The organism is Streptomyces sp. NPDC028907, assembly GCF_055564995.1.
Map to the genome: position 1 here is coordinate 363,342 of NZ_JBVHVE010000007.1, position 18,555 is coordinate 381,896.

An 18,555-nucleotide genomic window follows, 5' to 3' on the forward strand; every position below is an offset into this window, starting at 1 on the left:
GGGTTTCAGCGTGGAGCCCGACCTGTTCACCGCCGCAGCAGAAGAACGCCAGGAGAAGGACCCCGCTGGGAGTCCCCTGGCGGTGCGCATGCGCCCGCGCACCCTGGACGAGGTCGTGGGCCAGCAGCACCTGCTGAAGCCGGGCTCGCCCCTGCGCAGGCTGGTCGGCGAGTCCGGCGGCGGCCCCGCCGGACCGTCCTCGGTGATCCTCTGGGGCCCGCCCGGCACCGGCAAGACCACCTTGGCGTACGTCGTCTCCAAGGCCACCAACAAGCGCTTCGTCGAGCTCTCCGCCATCACCGCCGGCGTCAAGGAGGTCCGCGCGGTCATCGACGGCGCCCGCCGCGCCACCGGCGGCTACGGCAAGGAGACCGTCCTCTTCCTCGACGAGATCCACCGCTTCAGCAAGGCCCAGCAGGACTCCCTCCTCCCGGCCGTCGAGAACCGCTGGGTCACCCTGATCGCGGCGACCACCGAGAACCCGTACTTCTCGGTCATCTCCCCCCTGCTGTCCCGCTCCCTCCTGCTCACCCTCGAACCCCTCACCGAGGACGACATCAGAGGCCTGCTGAAGCGGGCGCTGAGCGACGAGCGCGGCCTGAACAACGCCGTCGGCCTCCCCGAGGACACCGAGGAGCACCTGCTGCGGATCGCCGGCGGTGACGCCCGCCGCGCCCTGACGGCCCTGGAGGCAGCGGCCGGGGCCGCCCTGGACCAGGGCGAGAGCGAGATCAGCCTCGCGACGCTGGAGCAGACCGTCGACCGGGCGGCGGTCAAGTACGACCGCGACGGCGACCAGCACTACGACGTGGCCAGCGCGCTCATCAAATCCATCCGCGGTTCCGACGTCGACGCCGCCCTGCACTACCTGGCCCGCATGATCGAGGCCGGCGAGGACCCCCGCTTCATCGCCCGCCGCCTGATGATCTCCGCCAGCGAGGACATCGGCCTCGCCGACCCCAACGCCCTGCCGATCGCGGTCGCCGCCGCCCAGGCCGTCGCCATGATCGGCTTCCCCGAGGCCGCCCTCACCCTCAGCCACGCCACCATCGCCCTCGCGCTCGCGCCGAAGTCCAACGCCGCGACGACCGCGATCGGCGCAGCCCTGGAGGACGTACGCAAGGGACTGGCCGGACCTGTCCCGCCCCACCTGCGCGACGGGCACTACAAGGGCGCCGCCAAGCTCGGGCACGCACAGGGGTACGTGTATCCGCACGACCTGCCCGAGGGCATCGCCGACCAGCAGTACGCGCCGGACGCCCTCAAGGACCGCGAGTACTACACCCCGACCCGGCACGGATCGGAGGCGAGGTACGCGGACGCCGTGGAGTGGACCAGGAAACACCTCGGTCGCAAGCGGTCCTGAGCACCCTGTAAACTTCCCCGAAGTGCTGTGTCCCGTGCTGTCAGAACGGGACGGTCAGCCGGAACCCCCAGCGGGTTCCAGGAGCGTCGCGCACCGTTCGAATGGTGTCGCGGGCAACCCACCACCACTCACCCCAGGGGGAGACCGGTCGGTGGGTCACTCGCGTGCTGCACGTATGTGCCCAGACCAGGGAGCGGCTGCCCGTCACGCCCACCAGGGCGCGAAGGGTTTCCCCGGCTGCGGATGCGACCTCCCTCAACCCTGACAAGCCGAACACTGAGAAATGAGAGATCGTGGCGAACCAGTCCCGCCCCAAGGTCAAGAAGTCGCGTGCCCTCGGTATCGCGCTGACCCCGAAGGCCGTCAAGTACTTCGAGGCCCGTCCCTACCCGCCGGGTGAGCACGGCCGTGGCCGCAAGCAGAACTCGGACTACAAGGTCCGTCTGCTGGAGAAGCAGCGTCTGCGTGCGCAGTACGACGTGTCCGAGCGCCAGCTCGTCCGCGCCTACGAGCGTGCCTCCAAGGTTCAGGGCAAGACCGGTGAGGCCCTGATCATCGAGCTCGAGCGCCGTCTCGACGCCCTGGTCCTGCGTTCGGGCATCGCCCGCACCATCTACCAGGCCCGTCAGATGGTCGTGCACGGCCACATCGAGGTCAACGGCCAGAAGGTCGACAAGCCGTCCTTCCGCGTCAAGCCCGATGACGTCGTGATGGTCCGCGAGCGCAGCCGCGAGAAGACCCTCTTCTCCATCGCCCGTGAGGGCGGCTTCGCCCCCGAGGGTGAGACCCCGCGCTACCTCCAGGTGAACCTCAAGGCCCTGGCGTTCCGCCTGGACCGTGAGCCGAACCGCAAGGAGATCCCGGTGATCTGCGACGAGCAGCTCGTCGTCGAGTACTACGCCCGTTGATCCTTCGACGGTCGTAGGACTTCCGCGCCTGAGCCCGTCGTCTCGCCGCCCCTTCCGGGTGGGCGGGGCGGCGGGCTTTCGCGTGCGCGTAATGCGGTGCGAAGCGCCGGGTCCAGCGCGATAGGCTCAGCGTGCACTATTGATTTCTCCAAAGAGCAGGAAGTAGGTGCCAGGTGTCCGGTGGAGAGGTTGCCGGGATCCTGGTGGCCGTCTTCTGGGCGATTCTGGTCTCCTTCCTCGCCGTCGCGCTGGCGAGGCTGGCCCAGACGCTCAAGGCGACCACCAAGCTCGTCGCGGACGTGACCGACCAGGCCGTCCCGCTCCTGGCAGAGGCCTCCACGGCGGTGCGCTCCGCACAGACCCAGATCGACCGGGTCGACGCGATCGCCTCCGACGTCCAGGAGGTCACCTCGAACGCCTCCGCCCTGTCGACCACCGTCGCCTCCACCTTCGGCGGCCCCCTCGTCAAGGTCGCGGCCTTCGGCTACGGCGTGCGCCGGGCCCTCGGCGGCCGCAAGGACGACGTGCCCGCCAAAGAGGCCCGGCGTACCGTGATCGTGGGCCGCACGGTTCCGGCCGCGCGACGGGACAAGCGAAACCTCCGCGGAAAGAGGGACTGAGACCCAGCATGTTCCGCCGTACGTTCTGGTTCACCACGGGCGTCGCCGCCGGTGTGTGGGCCACCACCAAGGTCAACCGGAAGCTGAAGCAGCTGACCCCCGAGAGCCTCGCCGCGACCGCGACGAACAAGGCGATCGAGGCGGGTCACCGGCTCAAGGACCGCGCGGTGGGCTTCGCGCTCGACGTCCGCGACAACATGGCCCAGCGCGAGGAGGAACTGGGCGACGCGCTCGGGCTCAACGCCCCCGTCGACCAGGAACTCCCCGCACCCCGGCGGTTCGCCGCCATCGAGAACCGCAACAACCCGAAGTACGTCGACAGGACGACGTACTCGTACAACCGAAACGAGGACCACTGATGGAGTCGGCCGAGATTCGCCGCCGCTGGCTGAGCTTCTTCGAGGAGCGCGGGCACACCGTCGTCCCTTCGGCGTCGCTCATCGCGGACGACCCGACTCTGCTCCTCGTCCCGGCCGGCATGGTGCCCTTCAAGCCCTACTTCCTGGGCGAGGTCAAGCCGCCCTTCGACCGCGCCACCAGCGTCCAGAAGTGCGTGCGCACGCCGGACATCGAAGAGGTCGGAAAGACCACCCGGCACGGCACATTCTTCCAGATGTGCGGCAACTTCTCCTTCGGCGACTACTTCAAGGAAGGCGCCATCAAGCTCGCCTGGGAGCTGCTCACCAGCCCCCAGGACAAGGGTGGTTACGGCCTGGAGCCGGAGAAGCTCTGGATCACCGTCTACAAGGACGACGACGAGGCCGAGCGCATCTGGCACGAGGTCGTCGGCGTGCCGAAGGAGCGCATCCAGCGCCTCGGCATGAAGGACAACTACTGGTCCATGGGCGTCCCGGGCCCCTGCGGCCCCTGTTCCGAGATCAACTACGACCGTGGCCCCGAGTTCGGCGTCGAGGGCGGTCCCGCCGTCAACGACGAGCGGTACGTGGAGATCTGGAACCTCGTCTTCATGCAGTACGAGCGCGGCGCGGGCGTCGGCAAGGACAACTTCGAGATCCTCGGCGAGCTCCCGAGCAAGAACATCGACACGGGCCTCGGCCTGGAGCGCCTCGCCATGATTCTGCAGGGCGTGCAGAACATGTACGAGATCGACACCTCCATGGCCGTCATCAAGAAGGCCACCGAGCTGACGGGTGTCGCGTACGGCGACGCCCACGCCTCGGACGTGTCCCTGCGCGTGGTCACCGACCACATGCGTACATCCGTGATGCTCATCGGCGACGGCGTCACGCCCGGCAACGAGGGCCGTGGCTACGTCCTGCGCCGCATCATGCGCCGCGCCATCCGCAACATGCGCCTGCTCGGCGCCACCGGCCCGGTCGTCAAGGACCTCATCGACGTCGTGATCGGCATGATGGGCCAGCAGTACCCCGAGCTGATCACCGACCGCGAGCGCATCGAGAAGGTCGCCCTCGCCGAGGAGAACGCCTTCCTCAAGACGCTGAAGGCCGGCACCAACATCCTCGACACGGCCGTCTCCGACACCAAGGCCGCGGGCTCGACCGTGCTGGCCGGCGACAAGGCGTTCCTGCTCCACGACACCTGGGGCTTCCCGATCGACCTCACCCTGGAGATGGCCGCCGAGCAGGGCCTGTCCGTGGACGAGGACGGCTTCCGCCGCCTGATGAAGGAGCAGCGGGAGCGCGCCAAGGCCGACGCCCAGGCCAAGAAGACCGGCCACGCCGGCGCCGGCGCCTACCGGGAGATCGCCGACAAGGTCGGCGAGACCGACTTCATCGGCTACAGCGACACCGAGGGCGAGTCCACCGTCGTCGGCATCCTCGTCGACGGTGCCTCCTCCCCGGCCGCCACCGAGGGCGACGAGGTCGAGATCGTCCTCGACCGCACCCCGTTCTACGCCGAGGGCGGCGGTCAGATCGGCGACACCGGCCGGATCAAGGTCGACACCGGTGCCGTCATCGAGGTCCGCGACTGCCAGAAGCCGGTCCCGGGCGTCTACGTCCACAAGGGTGTCGTCCAGGTCGGCGAGGTGACGGTCGGTGCCAAGGCCCACGCCTCCATCGACTCGCTGCGCCGCCGGGCCATCGCCCGCGCCCACTCGGCCACGCACCTCACCCACCAGGCGCTGCGCGACGCCCTCGGCCCGACGGCCGCCCAGGCCGGTTCCGAGAACCAGCCCGGCCGCTTCCGCTTCGACTTCGGCTCGCCGTCCGCCGTTCCGACGGCCGTGATGACCGACGTCGAGCAGAAGATCAACGAAGTGCTCGCCCGCGACCTGGACGTGCACGCCGAGGTCATGGGCATCGACGAGGCCAAGAAGCAGGGCGCCATCGCCGAGTTCGGCGAGAAGTACGGCGAGCGGGTCCGGGTGGTGACCATCGGCGACTTCTCCAAGGAACTGTGCGGCGGCACGCACGTGCACAACACCGCCCAGCTCGGCCTGGTCAAGCTGCTCGGCGAGTCGTCGATCGGCTCGGGTGTCCGCCGTATCGAGGCACTGGTCGGCGTGGACGCCTACAACTTCCTCGCCCGTGAGCACACGGTCGTCGCCCAGCTCCAGGAGCTGATCAAGGGCCGCCCGGAGGAGCTCCCGGAGAAGGTCTCCGCCATGCTCGGCAAGCTGAAGGACGCCGAGAAGGAGATCGAGAAGTTCCGCGCCGAGAAGGTGCTCCAGGCCGCCGCCGGTCTCGCCGAGTCCGCCAAGGACGTCCGCGGCATCGCCGTCGTCACCGGCCAGGTCCCGGACGGCACCACGGCCGACGACCTGCGCAAGCTGGTCCTCGACGTGCGCGGCCGCATCCAGGGCGGACGCGCCGCCGTGGTCGCCCTGTTCACGGTCAACAACGGCAAGCCGCTCACGGTCATCGCCACCAACGAGGCCGCCCGCGAGCGTGGCCTCAAGGCCGGTGACCTGGTCCGCACCGCCGCCAAGACCCTCGGCGGCGGCGGTGGCGGCAAGCCGGACGTCGCCCAGGGCGGCGGCCAGAACCCGGCCGCCGTCGGCGAGGCCGTCGACGCCGTCGAGCGGCTCGTGACGGAAACGGCCAAGTGAGCGACAGCACACTCGCAGGTGGCGGCGGCCCGGGCATCCGCCGGGGCCGCCGCCTCGCGATCGACGTCGGCGACGCCCGTATCGGCGTCGCCTCGTGCGACCCCGACGGGATCCTCGCCACCCCGGTGGAGACGGTCCCGGGCCGGGACGTCCCCGCAGCTCACCGCCGCCTCCGGCAACTCGTCGAGGAGTACGAGCCGATCGAGGTCGTCGTCGGTCTGCCGCGCTCCCTCAAGGGAGGCGAGGGCCCGGCCGCCGTCAAGGTCAGGGGCTTCGCCCAGGAACTGGCACGCATGATCGCGCCCGTACCGGTCAGGCTCGTGGATGAGCGGATGACGACCGTGGCGGCCAGTCAGGGACTGCGTGCCTCGGGGGTGAAGTCGAAGAAGGGTCGGTCGGTGATCGACCAGGCGGCCGCTGTGATCATTTTGCAGCAGGCGCTCGAATCCGAACGGGTGTCAGGTAAAGCACCCGGAGAGAGCGTCGAAGTGGTTATCTGATCGCGATACGGTAACGTTCCGCGCGATGTACCGGTGTTCGAACAGCCGGCGCACAAAGAGAGGCGGGACGGGAACCGGATCTTCAGCAGCCGCGTGACCGCCGCCTCGCGGCTCTAGGGGATCGATGACTGAGTATGGCCGGGGCCCAGGCTCCGAACCGTGGCATCCGGAGGACCCGTTGTTCGGGGACGGCGGATGGGAAGGGCAGCAGGCCCACACGGGCCAGCAGGCCCACACGGGCCAGCAGGCTGCCTACGGCGGCCAGCCGCAGCACTATCCGGAGCAGCAGCCGCAGCAGCCGCAGCACTACGGCGACTGGGGCAACGGCCAGCAGGCCGCATACGGTCAGGCGCAGCAGTACCAGCAGCAGGGTCAGCAGTACCCGGAGCAGGGCCAGCAGTACGCCCAGCAGTACGAACAGCAGCAGTACGAACAGCAGCAGTACGCGGGCCAGGGCCAGCAGTCGTACGACCAGAACGGCTGGGCCAACGGCGCCCAGGGACACGTCCAGTACCCCGACCCCGCGGACCCCTACGGGCAGCAGCCCGCGGGGTACGGCGGTGAGCAGCCCGACTACTACGGCACGCCCGAGGCGTATCCGCCGCCGGAGCCGCCGAGCCGTCGGCAGGCCGAGCCGGAGCCGCCCCAGACCGACTGGGACCCCGGCCCCGACCAGGGCGAACATGCCTTCTTCGCCGGTGGCGGCGACGATGACGAGGACGACTCCGACGACGGGTCGGGAGGCGGCCGCGGCCGCGGTGACCGCAAGGGCCGGGGCGGGAAGCCCAAGAAACGGCGCAGCGGGATGGCCTGTCTGATGGTCGTGCTGATCTTCGGCGGAGGCGTCGCCGGAGTTGGATATTTCGGATATCAGTTTTACCAGGATCGTTTCGGCGACGCGCCCGACTACGCGGGTGACGGCACGAGCGAGACGGTGACCGTCGAGATCCCCAAAGGCGCGTTCGGATCCGAGATCGGTCAGAAGCTGAAGGCCGCCGGCGTGGTGAAGAGCGTCGACGCGTTCGTCGCCGCCCAGCAGCAGAACGAAAATGGGGACAAGATCCAGGCAGGCGCCTATCTGCTGAAGAAGCAGATGTCCGCAGCCGCCGCCGTCGAGATGATGCTCAGCCCCGAGAGCCAGAACAATGTGCTGGTCAGGCCCGGCGAGCGCAATGCGAGCGTCTACAAGGCGATCGACGAGAAGCTGGAATTGTCGGCCGGTGCCACCGAGAAGGCCGCGGAGAAGAATTACAAGAGCCTCGGCCTTCCGAGCTGGGCGAACAGCAACAGCGAGATCAAGGACCCGCTGGAGGGCTTCCTCTATCCGGGTACCTATCCCGCGGCCAAGGGCATGAAGCCGGAAGCGGTCCTGAAGGAAATGGTGACCCAGGCCGCCGACAAGTACGAGGCGCTCGATCTGGAGGCCAAGGCCAAGGAACTCAAGCTGGAGAACCCGCTGCAGGTCCTCACGGTCGCCAGCCTCGTCCAGGCCGAGGGCAAGACCGACGACGACTACCGCAAGATGGCGGAGGTGGTCTACAACCGCCTCGACCTCGCGAACCCCGAGACCTACGGAGCCCTGCAGTTCGACTCGACCTTCAATTACCTGAAGGGTCAGAGCAACATCGACATCAGCGAGTCGGAGATCAAGAGCAACCAGGACCCGTACAACACGTACACGCAGAAGGGTCTGCCGCCCGGCCCCATCGACAACCCGGGCGATGGCGCCTTGAAGGGCACGCTGAATCCGACGAACCAGGGCTGGTACTACTTCGTGGCGACCGACGGCGTGAACAAGACAGAATTCGCCAAAACCCACGACGATTTCCTGAAGCTCAAGGACAAGTTCAATGAGAGCAGGGGCAACTGACGCCCGCCGGGCCGCCGTTCTCGGTTCGCCCATCGCCCACTCCCTCTCCCCGGTGCTGCACCGCGCCGCCTACGAGGAGCTCGGGCTCACGGGCTGGTCGTACGACCGGTTCGAGATCGACGAGGCCGCGCTGCCCGGGTTCCTCAAGGAACTCGGGCCGGAGTGGGCCGGCTTGTCGTTGACCATGCCGCTCAAACGGGCCGTCATCCCGCTGCTCGACGAGATCAGCGAGACGGCGGCCTCCGTCGAAGCGGTCAACACCGTCGTCCTCGGCGAGGACGGCCGGCGCGTCGGCGACAACACCGACATCCCCGGGATGGTCGCCGCGCTGCGCGAGCGCGGCATCGAACAGGTCGACTCGGCCGCCATCCTCGGCGCGGGCGCCACGGCGTCCTCCGCGCTGGCCGCGCTCGCGCGCGTCTGCACCGGTGAGGTCGTGGCGTACGTACGCAGCGAGGCCCGCGCCGCCGAGATGCGGCAGTGGGGCGAGCGCCTCGAAGTCGAGATCCGTACGGCTGACTGGGCCGAGGCGGACCGGGCACTGCGCGCCCCGTTGGTGATCGCGACCACCCCGGCCGGTACGACGGACGCCCTCGCCGCGGCCGTACCGGAGCGGCCCGTCACCCTGTTCGACGTGCTCTACGACCCCTGGCCGACCGCCCTCGCGGCGCGCTGGTCCATGTACGGCGGCGCCGTCGTCAGCGGGCTCGACCTGCTGGTGCACCAGGCGGTGCTCCAGGTGGAGCAGATGACCGGCCGTGCTCCCGCGCCCGTCGAGGCCATGCGAAAAGCGGGGGAGCGCGCTCTCGCGGCCCGCTAGGATCCGCTGGGTTTGCAGGGGGCGGAGAACAACGAGGGGGAGTACCACACGTGTCCACCGGTGTGCCGTTGGCGTCCGGCAAGGGCGAGATATTCCAGGTCGTCCTGCAGTTCATGCCGGACTGGGTGCAGATCCCCGTGCTGGTCCTGATCGTGCTGCTCGTCGTCGGGTCATGGGGCCTCAAGATGAAGCGCAGGATCGACCGTCGGCGTGCGGCCCGCGCGGGAGCGGCACTCCAGGTGACGGCGCAGCACGGGCAGGGGCGGGGCGCCGACTACCTGGGGCCGTACGCTCCCCAGCAGGCCGCGCCGCAGCCCGGGCAGCAGCCGAGCGGAGCCGATTTCCTCGGCGCGTACGCGCCGCAGCGGCGTCAGGGCAACGGCCCGGCGTGATCCCTTCCGGGGTCCGGTGCCGTCATACCACCGTCCGCTTGGTGGACCGGCGGCCGGGGACCGGGCCCGGACGTGGGAGGATCGAAGGTGGCGGGCCGGGGCCGCGCACCTGGTCGCGCCGTCGCCGTACGCGAGGACGTGCGTACGCAGGGCAGTACCAGGGCGCGAGCACTGAGGAGCACCGTTGAGCAGGTTGCGCTGGCTGACCGCGGGGGAGTCCCACGGTCCCGCACTCGTGGCGACGCTGGAGGGCCTTCCCGCCGGCGTGCCGATCACCACGGAGATGGTGGCGGACCACCTGGCCCGGCGCCGGCTCGGTTATGGACGCGGCGCGCGCATGAAGTTCGAGCGTGACGAGGTCACCTTCCTCGGCGGTGTCCGGCACGGCCTCACCCTCGGCTCCCCGGTCGCGATCATGGTGGGCAACACCGAGTGGCCCAAGTGGGAACAGGTCATGGCGGCCGACCCGATCGACCCCGAGATCCTCGCGGGTCTCGCCCGCAACGCCCCGCTGACCCGGCCCCGTCCCGGCCACGCCGACCTCGCCGGCATGCAGAAGTACGGCTTCGACGAGGCCCGGCCCATCCTGGAGCGCGCCTCGGCCCGTGAGACGGCGGCCCGGGTGGCGCTGGGCGCGGTGGCCCGGTCGTACCTGAAGGAGACGGCCGGCGTCGAGATCGTCAGCCATGTCGTCGAGCTGTGCTCCGTGAAGGCCCCGGCCGGGGTGTATCCGACGCCGGCCGACGTCGAGAAGCTGGACGCCGACCCGCTGCGCTGCCTCGACGCCGACGCGTCGAAGGCGATGGTCGCGGAGGTCGACCAGGCCCACAAGGACGGCGACACCCTCGGCGGTGTGGTCGAGGTGCTCGCCTACGGCGTCCCGGTGGGCCTCGGCTCGCACGTGCACTGGGACCGCAAGCTGGACGCCCGCCTCGCCGGTGCCCTCATGGGCATCCAGGCGATCAAGGGCGTCGAACTCGGCGACGGCTTCGAACTCGCCCGCGTGCCCGGCTCCAAGGCACACGACGAGATCGTGAGCACGCCCGAGGGCATCCGCCGCGTCTCCGGCCGTTCCGGTGGCACCGAGGGCGGCCTCACCACCGGTGAGCTGCTGCGCGTCCGAGCCGCGATGAAGCCGATCGCGACCGTGCCGCGCGCCCTGCAGACGGTGGACGTCACCACCGGCGAGGCGGCGCAGGCCCACCACCAGCGCTCGGACGTGTCCGCGGTCCCGGCCGCCGGTATCGTCGCCGAGGCGATGGTGGCCCTGGTGCTCGCGGACGCGGTGGCGGAGAAGTTCGGCGGCGACTCGGTGGCCGAGACCCGCCGCAACGTCCAGTCGTACCTCGACAACCTGGCCATCCGGTGAGCCCAGCACCCGTGGTCGTCCTGGTCGGTCCCATGGGCGTGGGCAAGTCCACCGTCGGGCAGCTGCTGGCCGAGCGGCTCGGCGTGGTCTACCGGGACACCGACGACGACATCGTGGCCGAGCAGGGCCGGTCGATCGCCGAGATCTTCGTCGACGAGGGCGAGGCCGCCTTCCGCGCGATCGAGAAGCAGGCGGTGCGCCGGGCGCTCGCCGAGCACGACGGGGTTCTGGCCCTCGGTGGCGGCGCGATCCTCGACGAGGACACGCGTGCGCTGCTGGCCGGGCAGCGGGTGGCGTACCTGTCGATGGACGTCGAGGAGGCGGTCAAGCGCACCGGCCTCAACGCCGCCCGTCCGCTGCTCGCGGTGAACCCGCGCAAGCAGTGGCGCGAGCTGATGGAGGCGCGCCGTCATCTGTACGAGGGCGTGGCCACGGCGGTCGTGGCCACCGACGGCCGCACCCCCGAAGAAGTCACCCAAGCCGCCCTGGACGCACTGGAGTTGAAGGAAGCATGAGCGAGGCAGTGACGCGGATCCAGGTCGGCGGCACCGCGGGCAGCGAGCCCTACGAGGTCCTGGTGGGCCGTCAACTCCTGGGCGAGCTGGGCGGGTTGATCGGTGGCAAGGCCCAGCGGGTCGCCGTCCTGCACCCCGAGGCGCTGGCCGAGACCGGCGAGGCGCTGCGGGCCGACCTCGCCGAGCAGGGCTACGAGGCGGTCGCCATCCAGGTGCCCAACGCCGAGGAGGCCAAGACCGCCGAGGTCGCCGCCTACTGCTGGAAGGCGCTCGGGCAGTCCGGGTTCACCCGCACCGACGTCGTCGTGGGCGTCGGGGGCGGCGCGACCACCGACCTCGCCGGGTTCGTGGCCGCGACGTGGCTGCGCGGGGTGCGCTGGATCGCCGTACCGACGACCGTGCTCGCCATGGTCGACGCGGCCGTCGGCGGCAAGACCGGCATCAACACCGCCGAGGGCAAGAACCTCGTCGGCGCCTTCCACCCGCCGGCCGGTGTGCTCTGCGACCTGGCCGCGCTGGACTCCCTCCCGGTCAACGACTACGTCTCCGGGCTCGCCGAGATCATCAAGGCCGGTTTCATCGCCGACCCGGCGATCCTGGAGCTCATCGAGTCCGACCCCGAGGCCGCCCGCACCCCGGCAGGCCCACACACGGCCGAGCTGATCGAGCGCTCCATCCGGGTCAAGGCCGAGGTCGTCTCCTCGGACCTGAAGGAGTCCGGCCTGCGCGAGATCCTCAACTACGGCCACACCCTCGGCCACGCCATCGAGAAGAACGAGCGCTACAAGTGGCGGCACGGCGCCGCGGTCTCCGTCGGCATGCACTTCGCCGCCGAGCTGGGCCGTCTCGCCGGGCGATTGGACGACGCGACGGCCGACCGGCACCGCACGATCCTCGAATCGGTCGGCCTCCCCCTCCACTACCGCTACGACCAGTGGCCCAAGCTGCTGGAGACCATGAAGGTCGACAAGAAGTCCCGCGGCAACCTGCTGCGCTTCATCGTGCTGGACGGCCTGGCCAAGCCGACCGTCCTGGAGGGGCCGGACCCGGCCGTTCTGCTCGCCGCGTACGGCGAAGTCGGCCAGTAAGTCCACCGAACCACCCTTCCATCCGATTCGCCTGTGGCGATGGGCACTTCGGACCGCCACCGGCCGTTCACCAAACGGCGGCCGGGGGCGGTACCGTTCGGTAGCGAGCGGGGTTCACACCCTGCTGCCAGCGCCAATGGCCATGGAAGACGAGACGGAGTGGCACCGGATGCAGCATGCAGTGGGTTCTCCGCTGCCGCCGCCCCACCAGTCGGGGCACGGCTGGACGCCGGCCGCACAACACCCGGGTCCGCATCACCCGGGCACGCATCAGGGCCCTGCCCCACAGGCCCCGCGCCAGGGATCCGCCCCGCCGCCCCCGGCACCGGGCTTCACCCCTCCCGGCCCGGCCGCGCCCACCCCGCAGCACGCCCACGTGCCGCCGGCGCCCGCGCCCGAGACCACCGGTCACGTACCGCTGCCGCCCGGCGGCCCGGTAGGCATGCCGAGCGCCCCGCCCGCCACCGCGGCACCCGACCCCGCCGCCACGACCCTCGCGGTCCTGCTCATCGGCCCGGCCGGGGCCGGCAAGACGAGCGTCGCCAAGTACTGGGCGGACCACCGCCGGGTCCCCACGGCCCACATCAGCCTCGACGACGTCCGCGAATGGGTCCGCTCGGGCTTCGCCGACCCCCAGTCCGGGTGGAACGACCACTCCGAGGCCCAGTACCGCCTCGCCCGCCGCACCTGCGGTTTCGCCGCGCGCAACTTCCTGGCCAACGGCATCTCGTGCATCCTCGACGACGCTGTCTTCCCCGACCGCCCGGTGGTGGGCCTCGGCGGCTGGAAGCGCCACGTGGGGCCCGGCCTCCTCCCGGTCGTCCTCCTCCCCGGCCTGGAGATCGTCCTGGAGCGCAACGCCGAACGCTCGGGCAACCGCCGCCTCACCGACGAGGAGGTCGCCCGCATCCACGGCCGCATGGCCGGCTGGTACGGCTCGGGCCTCCCCATCATCGACAACTCCCAACTCGACGTCCCCCAAACAGCCCAGGTCCTCAACGACGTCCTCTCCCGCTCCATCGCCAGCCCCCCGGCCTGGTAGCCGCCCAAGCAGAAGCACCCCAAGGGGCGCGGGGAACTGCGCGAGCAACCCCCACTCACCGTCAGACGGCACACAACCTCGAACTCCACCCTCCCGCCCCGAACAGCACTCACCAACCCGCACATATCAGGACACCCCACTCAGACGCCCCCAACCGGCGCCAACCGAGCGGAGCTCTTACGCTCGGGTCATGTCAGAGGTGTACGCCACCCGCCGATCCCGGCTGAGGGACCGCTGCCAAGCCAGCGGCAGCGCCACCGCGCTGATCTCCCGCCCCGCCAACGTCCGCTACCTCGCGGGCGCCGCCCCGCAGGGCTCCGTGCTGCTCCTCGGCAAGACCGAAGACCTGCTCGTGTGCGCCGGCCCGCCCGACGACCGCCCCAGCGAGGGCCGCCCCGACGAGGCACTGCGGATCCACGCCCTCCCCGGCCCAGGAGGGGACCCCGCCGTGGCCGCGGCCGACCTCGCCGCGGCGCAGGGCGGGGTCTGTCTCGCCGTGGAGGAACACCACCTCACCGTGGCCCGCCACCGAGCCATCCGCTCGGTCGTGCCGCGACTGCGCCTCGCCGACCTCGGTGGCGCTGTCGAGCAGCTCCGAGTGGTCAAGGACGAGGAGGAGATCTCCTGCCTCAGGATCGGCGCGGAGATCGCCGACCAGGCCCTCGGGGAGCTGCTCGAATCCATCCTCGTCGGCCGCACCGAACGCCACCTCGCCCTCGAACTCGAACGCCGCCTCGTCGATCACGGCGCCGACGGCCCGGCCTTCCCCACCTCCGTCGCCACCGGCCCGAACGCCGGCCGACGAGCGCACCGCCCGACCGACCGCCGTGTGGAGGAGGGCGACTTCCTCTCCGTCTGCCTGGGGGCCACGTACCGCGGCTACCGGTGCGAGATCGGCCGTACGTTCGTCATCGGTACGTCGCCCGCCGACTGGCAGATCGAGCTGTACGACCTGGTCTTCGCCGCCCAGCGCGCCGGACGGGAGTCGCTGGTGCCGGGCGCCGCCTACCGTGATGTGGACCGCGCGGCACGCCAGGTGCTGGACTCCGCGGGGTACGCGCAGGGGCTTCCGGCCCTGACGGGGCACGGTGTGGGACTCGAAATCGACGAGGACCCGCAGTTGGCTCCCGCGGCCATGGGTAAACTGGACGCTTGCGTGCCGGTCACCGTCGAACCGGGGGTCCACCTCCCGGGCCGGGGTGGTGTCCGGATCGATGACACGCTCGTCGTCCGCCCCGAGGCGGACGGCGGACCCGAGCTACTCACCATCACGACCAAGGAGCTGCTCGCGCTCTAGCGACCCCAGGGAAGTCCAGGCACGTCCCCACGCCGCCCGGCAGGCACTCTCGCCGCGACGTGGGAACGCACCCGCACTTTCCCGGCGCCGCTCGGAGTGCGTGCGCCGGGGTCGTCCACGTCAGTCCAGGAGATTCCGCAACCGTGGCTTCCACGAACGACCTCAAGAACGGCATGGTGCTCAAGCTCGAAGGCGGCCAGCTCTGGTCCGTCGTCGAGTTCCAGCACGTCAAGCCCGGCAAGGGCCCGGCCTTCGTGCGCACCAAGCTCAAGAACGTGCTCTCCGGCAAGGTCGTCGACAAGACGTTCAACGCCGGCGTCAAGGTCGAGACGGCCACTGTCGACAAGCGCGACATGCAGTTCTCCTACATGGACGGCGACTACTTCGTCTTCATGGACATGGAGACCTACGACCAGCTGATGGTCGACCGCAAGGCCGTCGGCGACGCCGCGAACTTCCTGATCGAGGGCTTCACCGCCACCGTCGCCCAGCACGAGGGCGAGGTGCTCTTCGTCGAGCTGCCCGCCGCCGTCGAGCTGGTCATCCAGGAGACCGAGCCGGGCGTCCAGGGCGACCGCTCCACCGGTGGCACCAAGCCCGCCACGCTGGAGACCGGCCACCAGATCCAGGTCCCGCTCTTCATCACCACCGGTGAGAAGATCAAGGTCGACACCCGCACGAGCGACTACCTCGGCCGGGTGAACAGCTAACCGTGGCTGCCCGCAACACGGCCCGCAAGCGCGCCTTCCAGATCCTCTTCGAGGGCGACCAGCGCGGCGTCGACGTCCTGACGGTCCTCGCGGACTGGGTCCGGCTCTCCCGGACCGACACCCGGCAGCCGCCGGTGAGCGAGTACACGATGCAGCTCGTCGAGGGCTACGCGGCACACGCGAAGCGGATCGACGAGCTGATCGCCCAGTACTCGGTCGGCTGGACGCTCGACCGGATGCCGGTCGTGGACCGCAACATCCTGCGCCTCGGCGCGTACGAGCTGATCTGGGTCGACGAGACTCCGGACGCGGTCGTGCTGGACGAGATGGTGCAGCTGGCGAAGGAGTTCTCCACGGACGAGTCTCCGTCGTTCGTCAACGGCCTGCTCGGCCGGCTCAAGGAGCTGAAGCCCTCCCTGCGCCGCGACGAGGCGTAAAGGTTCCGAAGAACGCCGGAGGGCCCGCAGCATCCCTGCTGCGGGCCCTCCGGCATTCCGGTACATCCGGTCCTGCCCAGGCCCACAGAACGCCGCCGGGGTGGCCGGAACCGCAAAGTTCCGGCCACCCCGGCGGCACGTTTCTGCTGAAGGGCCTCAACCCGTGGGAGAGGGCTCAGCCCTCCTCGGCGTGGGAGACCGCGCGCCGCGCGTCCGCGTCCAGCACACCCCAGCTGATCAGCTGCTCGGTGAGGACCGAGGGCGACTGGTCGTAGATGACGGCGAGTGTGCGCAGGTCGTCCTGGCGGATCGAGAGCACCTTGCCGTTGTAGTCACCGCGCTGCGACTGGATCGTCGCGGCGTACCGCTGCAGCGGACCCGCCTTCTCGGCCGGGACGTGGGCCAGGCGCTCCAGGTCCAGGACCAGCTTCGGCGGCGGCTCGGCGGCGCCGCCGGGCGTGGTGCCCGGAAGCAGCTCCTGCACCGGAACGCCGTAGAAATCCGCCAACTCGGCGAGGCGCTGCACGGTCACGGCGCGGTCGCCGCGCTCGTACGAACCGACCACAACGGCCTTCCAGCGTCCCTGGGACTTCTCCTCGACACCGTGAAGAGAAAGGCCCTGCTGGGTGCGGATGGCCCGGAGCTTGGCCCCGAGCTGTTTGGCGTATTCGCTGGACATATAGCTCCCCGGCACTGGGTCGACGCGACTGGCTTGGGTTCCATGCCGCGCGGTTGGTAACTCACTGTGAGGTTACGCAGCGTTACTCTGGCGCGTCAAGCCGAATGGTCCACACCGACTCTTCCGTGCTATCGGTGACCGATTAGGCCAAGTGGGTGAACGGGAGCGGGTCGGCGGCCTGCTACGGTGGATGGCGCAAACCAGACGTCCTTTAAGGTCCGTCCCGTGAGGCGGAGAAGGAGGTCCCTTTCGTATGGACAGCCAGCAGGACACGCAAGCGTCCGACGCCCGGCCCGTTCTCGAAGGCCCTGACATCGCGCGGGTGTTGACCCGCATCGCACACGAGATCGTCGAACGCGCCAAGGGCGCCGACGACGTGGTGCTCCTCGGCATTCCGACCCGCGGCGTCTTCCTCGCCCAGCGGCTCGCCGCCAAGCTCGAGCAGATCACCGAGCGCAAGATCCCGGTCGGCTCGCTCGACATCACCATGTACCGCGACGACCTGCGCATGCACCCACCGCGTGCGCTGGCCCGCACCGAGATCCCCGGCGACGGCATCGACGGCCGCCTCGTCGTCCTCGTCGACGACGTCCTCTTCTCCGGCCGCACCATCCGCGCCGCCCTCGACGCCCTGAACGACATCGGGCGCCCCCGTGCGGTGCAGCTCGCGGTCCTCGTCGACAGAGGCCACCGCGAACTGCCCATCCGCGCCGACTACGTCGGCAAGAACCTCCCCACGTCGTTGCGGGAGACGGTCAAGGTCCAGCTCGCCGAGGAGGACGGTCGCGACACCGTGCTGCTCGGTGCGAAGCAGCCCCAGTAGCACGCGAGGGTGTACGGCGCCCCGCCGTACGCCCGCTCGGCGCGCCTCCACGCGCGCGTGCCACCCGAATTCTCCTGACTGAACTGCCTTACGGAGCCTGACAGATGCAGCGTCATCTCATCTCGGCCGCCGACCTCACCCGCGACGACGCCGTCCTGATCCTCGACACCGCCGAGGAGATGGCCCGGGTCGCCGACCGGCCGATCAAGAAGCTGCCGACCCTGCGCGGCCGCACCGTCGTGAACCTCTTCTTCGAGGACTCCACGCGCACGCGTATCTCCTTCGAGGCCGCCGAGAAGCGGCTCTCCGCCGATGTCATCAACTTCACCGCCAAGGGGTCGAGCGTCTCCAAGGGCGAGTCCCTGAAGGACACCGCCCAGACCCTGGAGGCCATGGGCGTCGACGCCGTCGTCATCCGGCACGGCGCCTCCGGCGCGCCGTACCGCCTGGCCAACTCCGGCTGGATCGACGCGGCCGTCATCAACGCGGGCGACGGCACCCACCAGCACCCCACCCAGGCCCTCCTGGACGCCTTCACGATGCGCCGCCGGCTCGTCGGCCGGGACGCCGGGATCGGCCAGGACCTCGCCGGTCGGCGCATCACGATCGTCGGCGACGTCCTGCACAGCCGGGTCGCCCGCTCCAACGTCGACCTGCTGCACACCCTCGGCGCCGAGGTCACCCTCGTCGCCCCGCCCACCCTGGTGCCGGTCGGCGTCGAGACCTGGCCCTGCGAGGTGTCGTACGACCTCGACAGCACCCTGGCGAAGACCGACGCGGTGATGATGCTGCGCGTGCAGCGCGAGCGCATGAACGCCGCGTTCTTCCCGACCGAGCGCGAGTACTCGCGGCGCTACGGCCTCGACGGCGACCGCATGGCGCGGATGCCCGAGCACGCCATCGTGATGCACCCCGGCCCCATGGTGCGCGGCATGGAGATCACCGCCGAGGTCGCCGACTCGGAGCGCTGCACCGTCGTCGAACAGGTCGCAAACGGAGTGTCCATCCGGATGGCCGTTCTCTACCTGCTGCTCGGCGGCAACGAACCCGCCCTCACCCACGCCCGTACCACCGAGGAGAAGTAAGAC

The 18,555-nt window shown here is 70.1% G+C and carries 19 protein-coding genes; 18 read left to right on the plus strand and 1 reads right to left on the minus strand.

Features of this window, described 5'->3' with window-relative positions; translation table 11 throughout:
- Positions 1 to 10: 10 nt before the first annotated feature.
- From ACZ4UU_RS23810 to nusB, 16 genes are all read left to right on the plus strand, one after another.
- The gene (locus ACZ4UU_RS23810; RefSeq protein WP_471905388.1) at positions 11 to 1,366 is read left to right on the plus strand and encodes a replication-associated recombination protein A; all 1,356 of its coding nucleotides are present in this window, start codon (positions 11 to 13) and stop codon (positions 1,364 to 1,366) included.
- 293 nt (positions 1,367 to 1,659) lie between these two features.
- Positions 1,660 to 2,274: a 30S ribosomal protein S4 gene (gene rpsD, locus ACZ4UU_RS23815; RefSeq protein ID WP_062674288.1), complete on the plus strand. Its 615-nt coding sequence runs from the start codon at positions 1,660 to 1,662 to the stop codon at positions 2,272 to 2,274.
- Between the two features lie 173 nt (positions 2,275 to 2,447).
- Positions 2,448 to 2,894: a DUF948 domain-containing protein gene (locus tag ACZ4UU_RS23820; protein ID WP_383459031.1), complete on the plus strand. Its 447-nt coding sequence runs from the start codon at positions 2,448 to 2,450 to the stop codon at positions 2,892 to 2,894.
- An 8-nt stretch (positions 2,895 to 2,902) separates the two neighbouring features.
- Positions 2,903 to 3,253, plus strand: a complete 351-nt coding sequence (locus ACZ4UU_RS23825) for a hypothetical protein (RefSeq protein WP_471905389.1) — start codon at positions 2,903 to 2,905, stop codon at positions 3,251 to 3,253.
- A complete protein-coding gene (gene alaS / locus ACZ4UU_RS23830) occupies positions 3,253 to 5,925 on the plus strand; it encodes an alanine--tRNA ligase (protein WP_471905390.1) in 2,673 nt (890 codons plus the stop codon). The genes ACZ4UU_RS23825 and alaS overlap by 1 nt, the downstream gene beginning before the upstream one ends.
- 35 nt (positions 5,926 to 5,960) lie before the next feature.
- Positions 5,961 to 6,425: a Holliday junction resolvase RuvX gene (ruvX, locus tag ACZ4UU_RS23835; protein ID WP_471905489.1), complete on the plus strand. Its 465-nt coding sequence runs from the start codon at positions 5,961 to 5,963 to the stop codon at positions 6,423 to 6,425.
- A 124-nt stretch (positions 6,426 to 6,549) separates the two neighbouring features.
- Entirely contained in the window at positions 6,550 to 8,295 is a 1,746-nt protein-coding gene (mltG, locus tag ACZ4UU_RS23840) for an endolytic transglycosylase MltG (protein WP_471905391.1), read from the plus strand.
- Positions 8,276 to 9,115 carry a shikimate dehydrogenase gene (locus ACZ4UU_RS23845; protein WP_471905392.1) on the plus strand — a complete coding sequence of 280 codons (840 nt, stop codon included), beginning with the start codon at positions 8,276 to 8,278 and terminating at the stop codon, positions 9,113 to 9,115. Before mltG ends, ACZ4UU_RS23845 begins: the two co-directional genes overlap by 20 nt.
- 50 nt (positions 9,116 to 9,165) lie before the next feature.
- On the plus strand, positions 9,166 to 9,507 hold the full coding sequence (locus ACZ4UU_RS23850; RefSeq protein WP_471905393.1) for a hypothetical protein: 342 nt from the start codon (positions 9,166 to 9,168) through the stop codon (positions 9,505 to 9,507).
- Positions 9,508 to 9,691: 184 nt separating this feature from the next.
- Positions 9,692 to 10,876 (plus strand): chorismate synthase, encoded by a 1,185-nt coding sequence (gene aroC, locus ACZ4UU_RS23855; protein ID WP_471905394.1) that lies wholly within the window; start codon positions 9,692 to 9,694, stop codon positions 10,874 to 10,876.
- A 32-nt stretch (positions 10,877 to 10,908) separates the two neighbouring features.
- Entirely contained in the window at positions 10,909 to 11,391 is a 483-nt protein-coding gene (locus tag ACZ4UU_RS23860) for a shikimate kinase (RefSeq protein WP_471905490.1), read from the plus strand.
- Entirely contained in the window at positions 11,388 to 12,479 is a 1,092-nt protein-coding gene (gene aroB, locus ACZ4UU_RS23865; RefSeq protein WP_471905395.1) for a 3-dehydroquinate synthase, read from the plus strand. The genes ACZ4UU_RS23860 and aroB overlap by 4 nt, the downstream gene beginning before the upstream one ends.
- A gap of 169 nt (positions 12,480 to 12,648) precedes the next feature.
- Positions 12,649 to 13,521 carry a Pro-rich N-terminal domain-containing protein gene (locus tag ACZ4UU_RS23870; protein ID WP_471905396.1) on the plus strand — a complete coding sequence of 291 codons (873 nt, stop codon included), beginning with the start codon at positions 12,649 to 12,651 and terminating at the stop codon, positions 13,519 to 13,521.
- Between the two features lie 190 nt (positions 13,522 to 13,711).
- The gene (locus ACZ4UU_RS23875) at positions 13,712 to 14,818 is read left to right on the plus strand and encodes an aminopeptidase P family protein (RefSeq protein WP_471905397.1); all 1,107 of its coding nucleotides are present in this window, start codon (positions 13,712 to 13,714) and stop codon (positions 14,816 to 14,818) included.
- A gap of 143 nt (positions 14,819 to 14,961) precedes the next feature.
- A complete protein-coding gene (gene efp, locus ACZ4UU_RS23880; RefSeq protein ID WP_030048852.1) occupies positions 14,962 to 15,528 on the plus strand; it encodes an elongation factor P in 567 nt (188 codons plus the stop codon).
- A gap of 2 nt (positions 15,529 to 15,530) precedes the next feature.
- A complete protein-coding gene (gene nusB / locus ACZ4UU_RS23885; RefSeq protein ID WP_471905398.1) occupies positions 15,531 to 15,965 on the plus strand; it encodes a transcription antitermination factor NusB in 435 nt (144 codons plus the stop codon).
- A 175-nt stretch (positions 15,966 to 16,140) separates the two neighbouring features.
- Here nusB and bldD read toward each other — a convergent pair whose 3' ends face one another.
- The gene (gene bldD / locus ACZ4UU_RS23890; protein WP_062722566.1) at positions 16,141 to 16,644 is read right to left on the minus strand and encodes a transcriptional regulator BldD; all 504 of its coding nucleotides are present in this window, start codon (positions 16,642 to 16,644) and stop codon (positions 16,141 to 16,143) included.
- A 253-nt stretch (positions 16,645 to 16,897) separates the two neighbouring features.
- On the opposite strand from bldD, the gene pyrR reads away from it, so the two are divergent.
- Both pyrR and ACZ4UU_RS23900 read left to right on the plus strand, forming a co-directional pair.
- Positions 16,898 to 17,467, plus strand: coding sequence for a bifunctional pyr operon transcriptional regulator/uracil phosphoribosyltransferase PyrR (gene pyrR, locus ACZ4UU_RS23895; RefSeq protein WP_370255842.1), 570 nt, complete (start codon positions 16,898 to 16,900; stop codon positions 17,465 to 17,467).
- Positions 17,468 to 17,571: 104 nt separating this feature from the next.
- Positions 17,572 to 18,552 carry an aspartate carbamoyltransferase catalytic subunit gene (locus ACZ4UU_RS23900; RefSeq protein WP_234766065.1) on the plus strand — a complete coding sequence of 327 codons (981 nt, stop codon included), beginning with the start codon at positions 17,572 to 17,574 and terminating at the stop codon, positions 18,550 to 18,552.
- Positions 18,553 to 18,555: the final 3 nt, after the last annotated feature.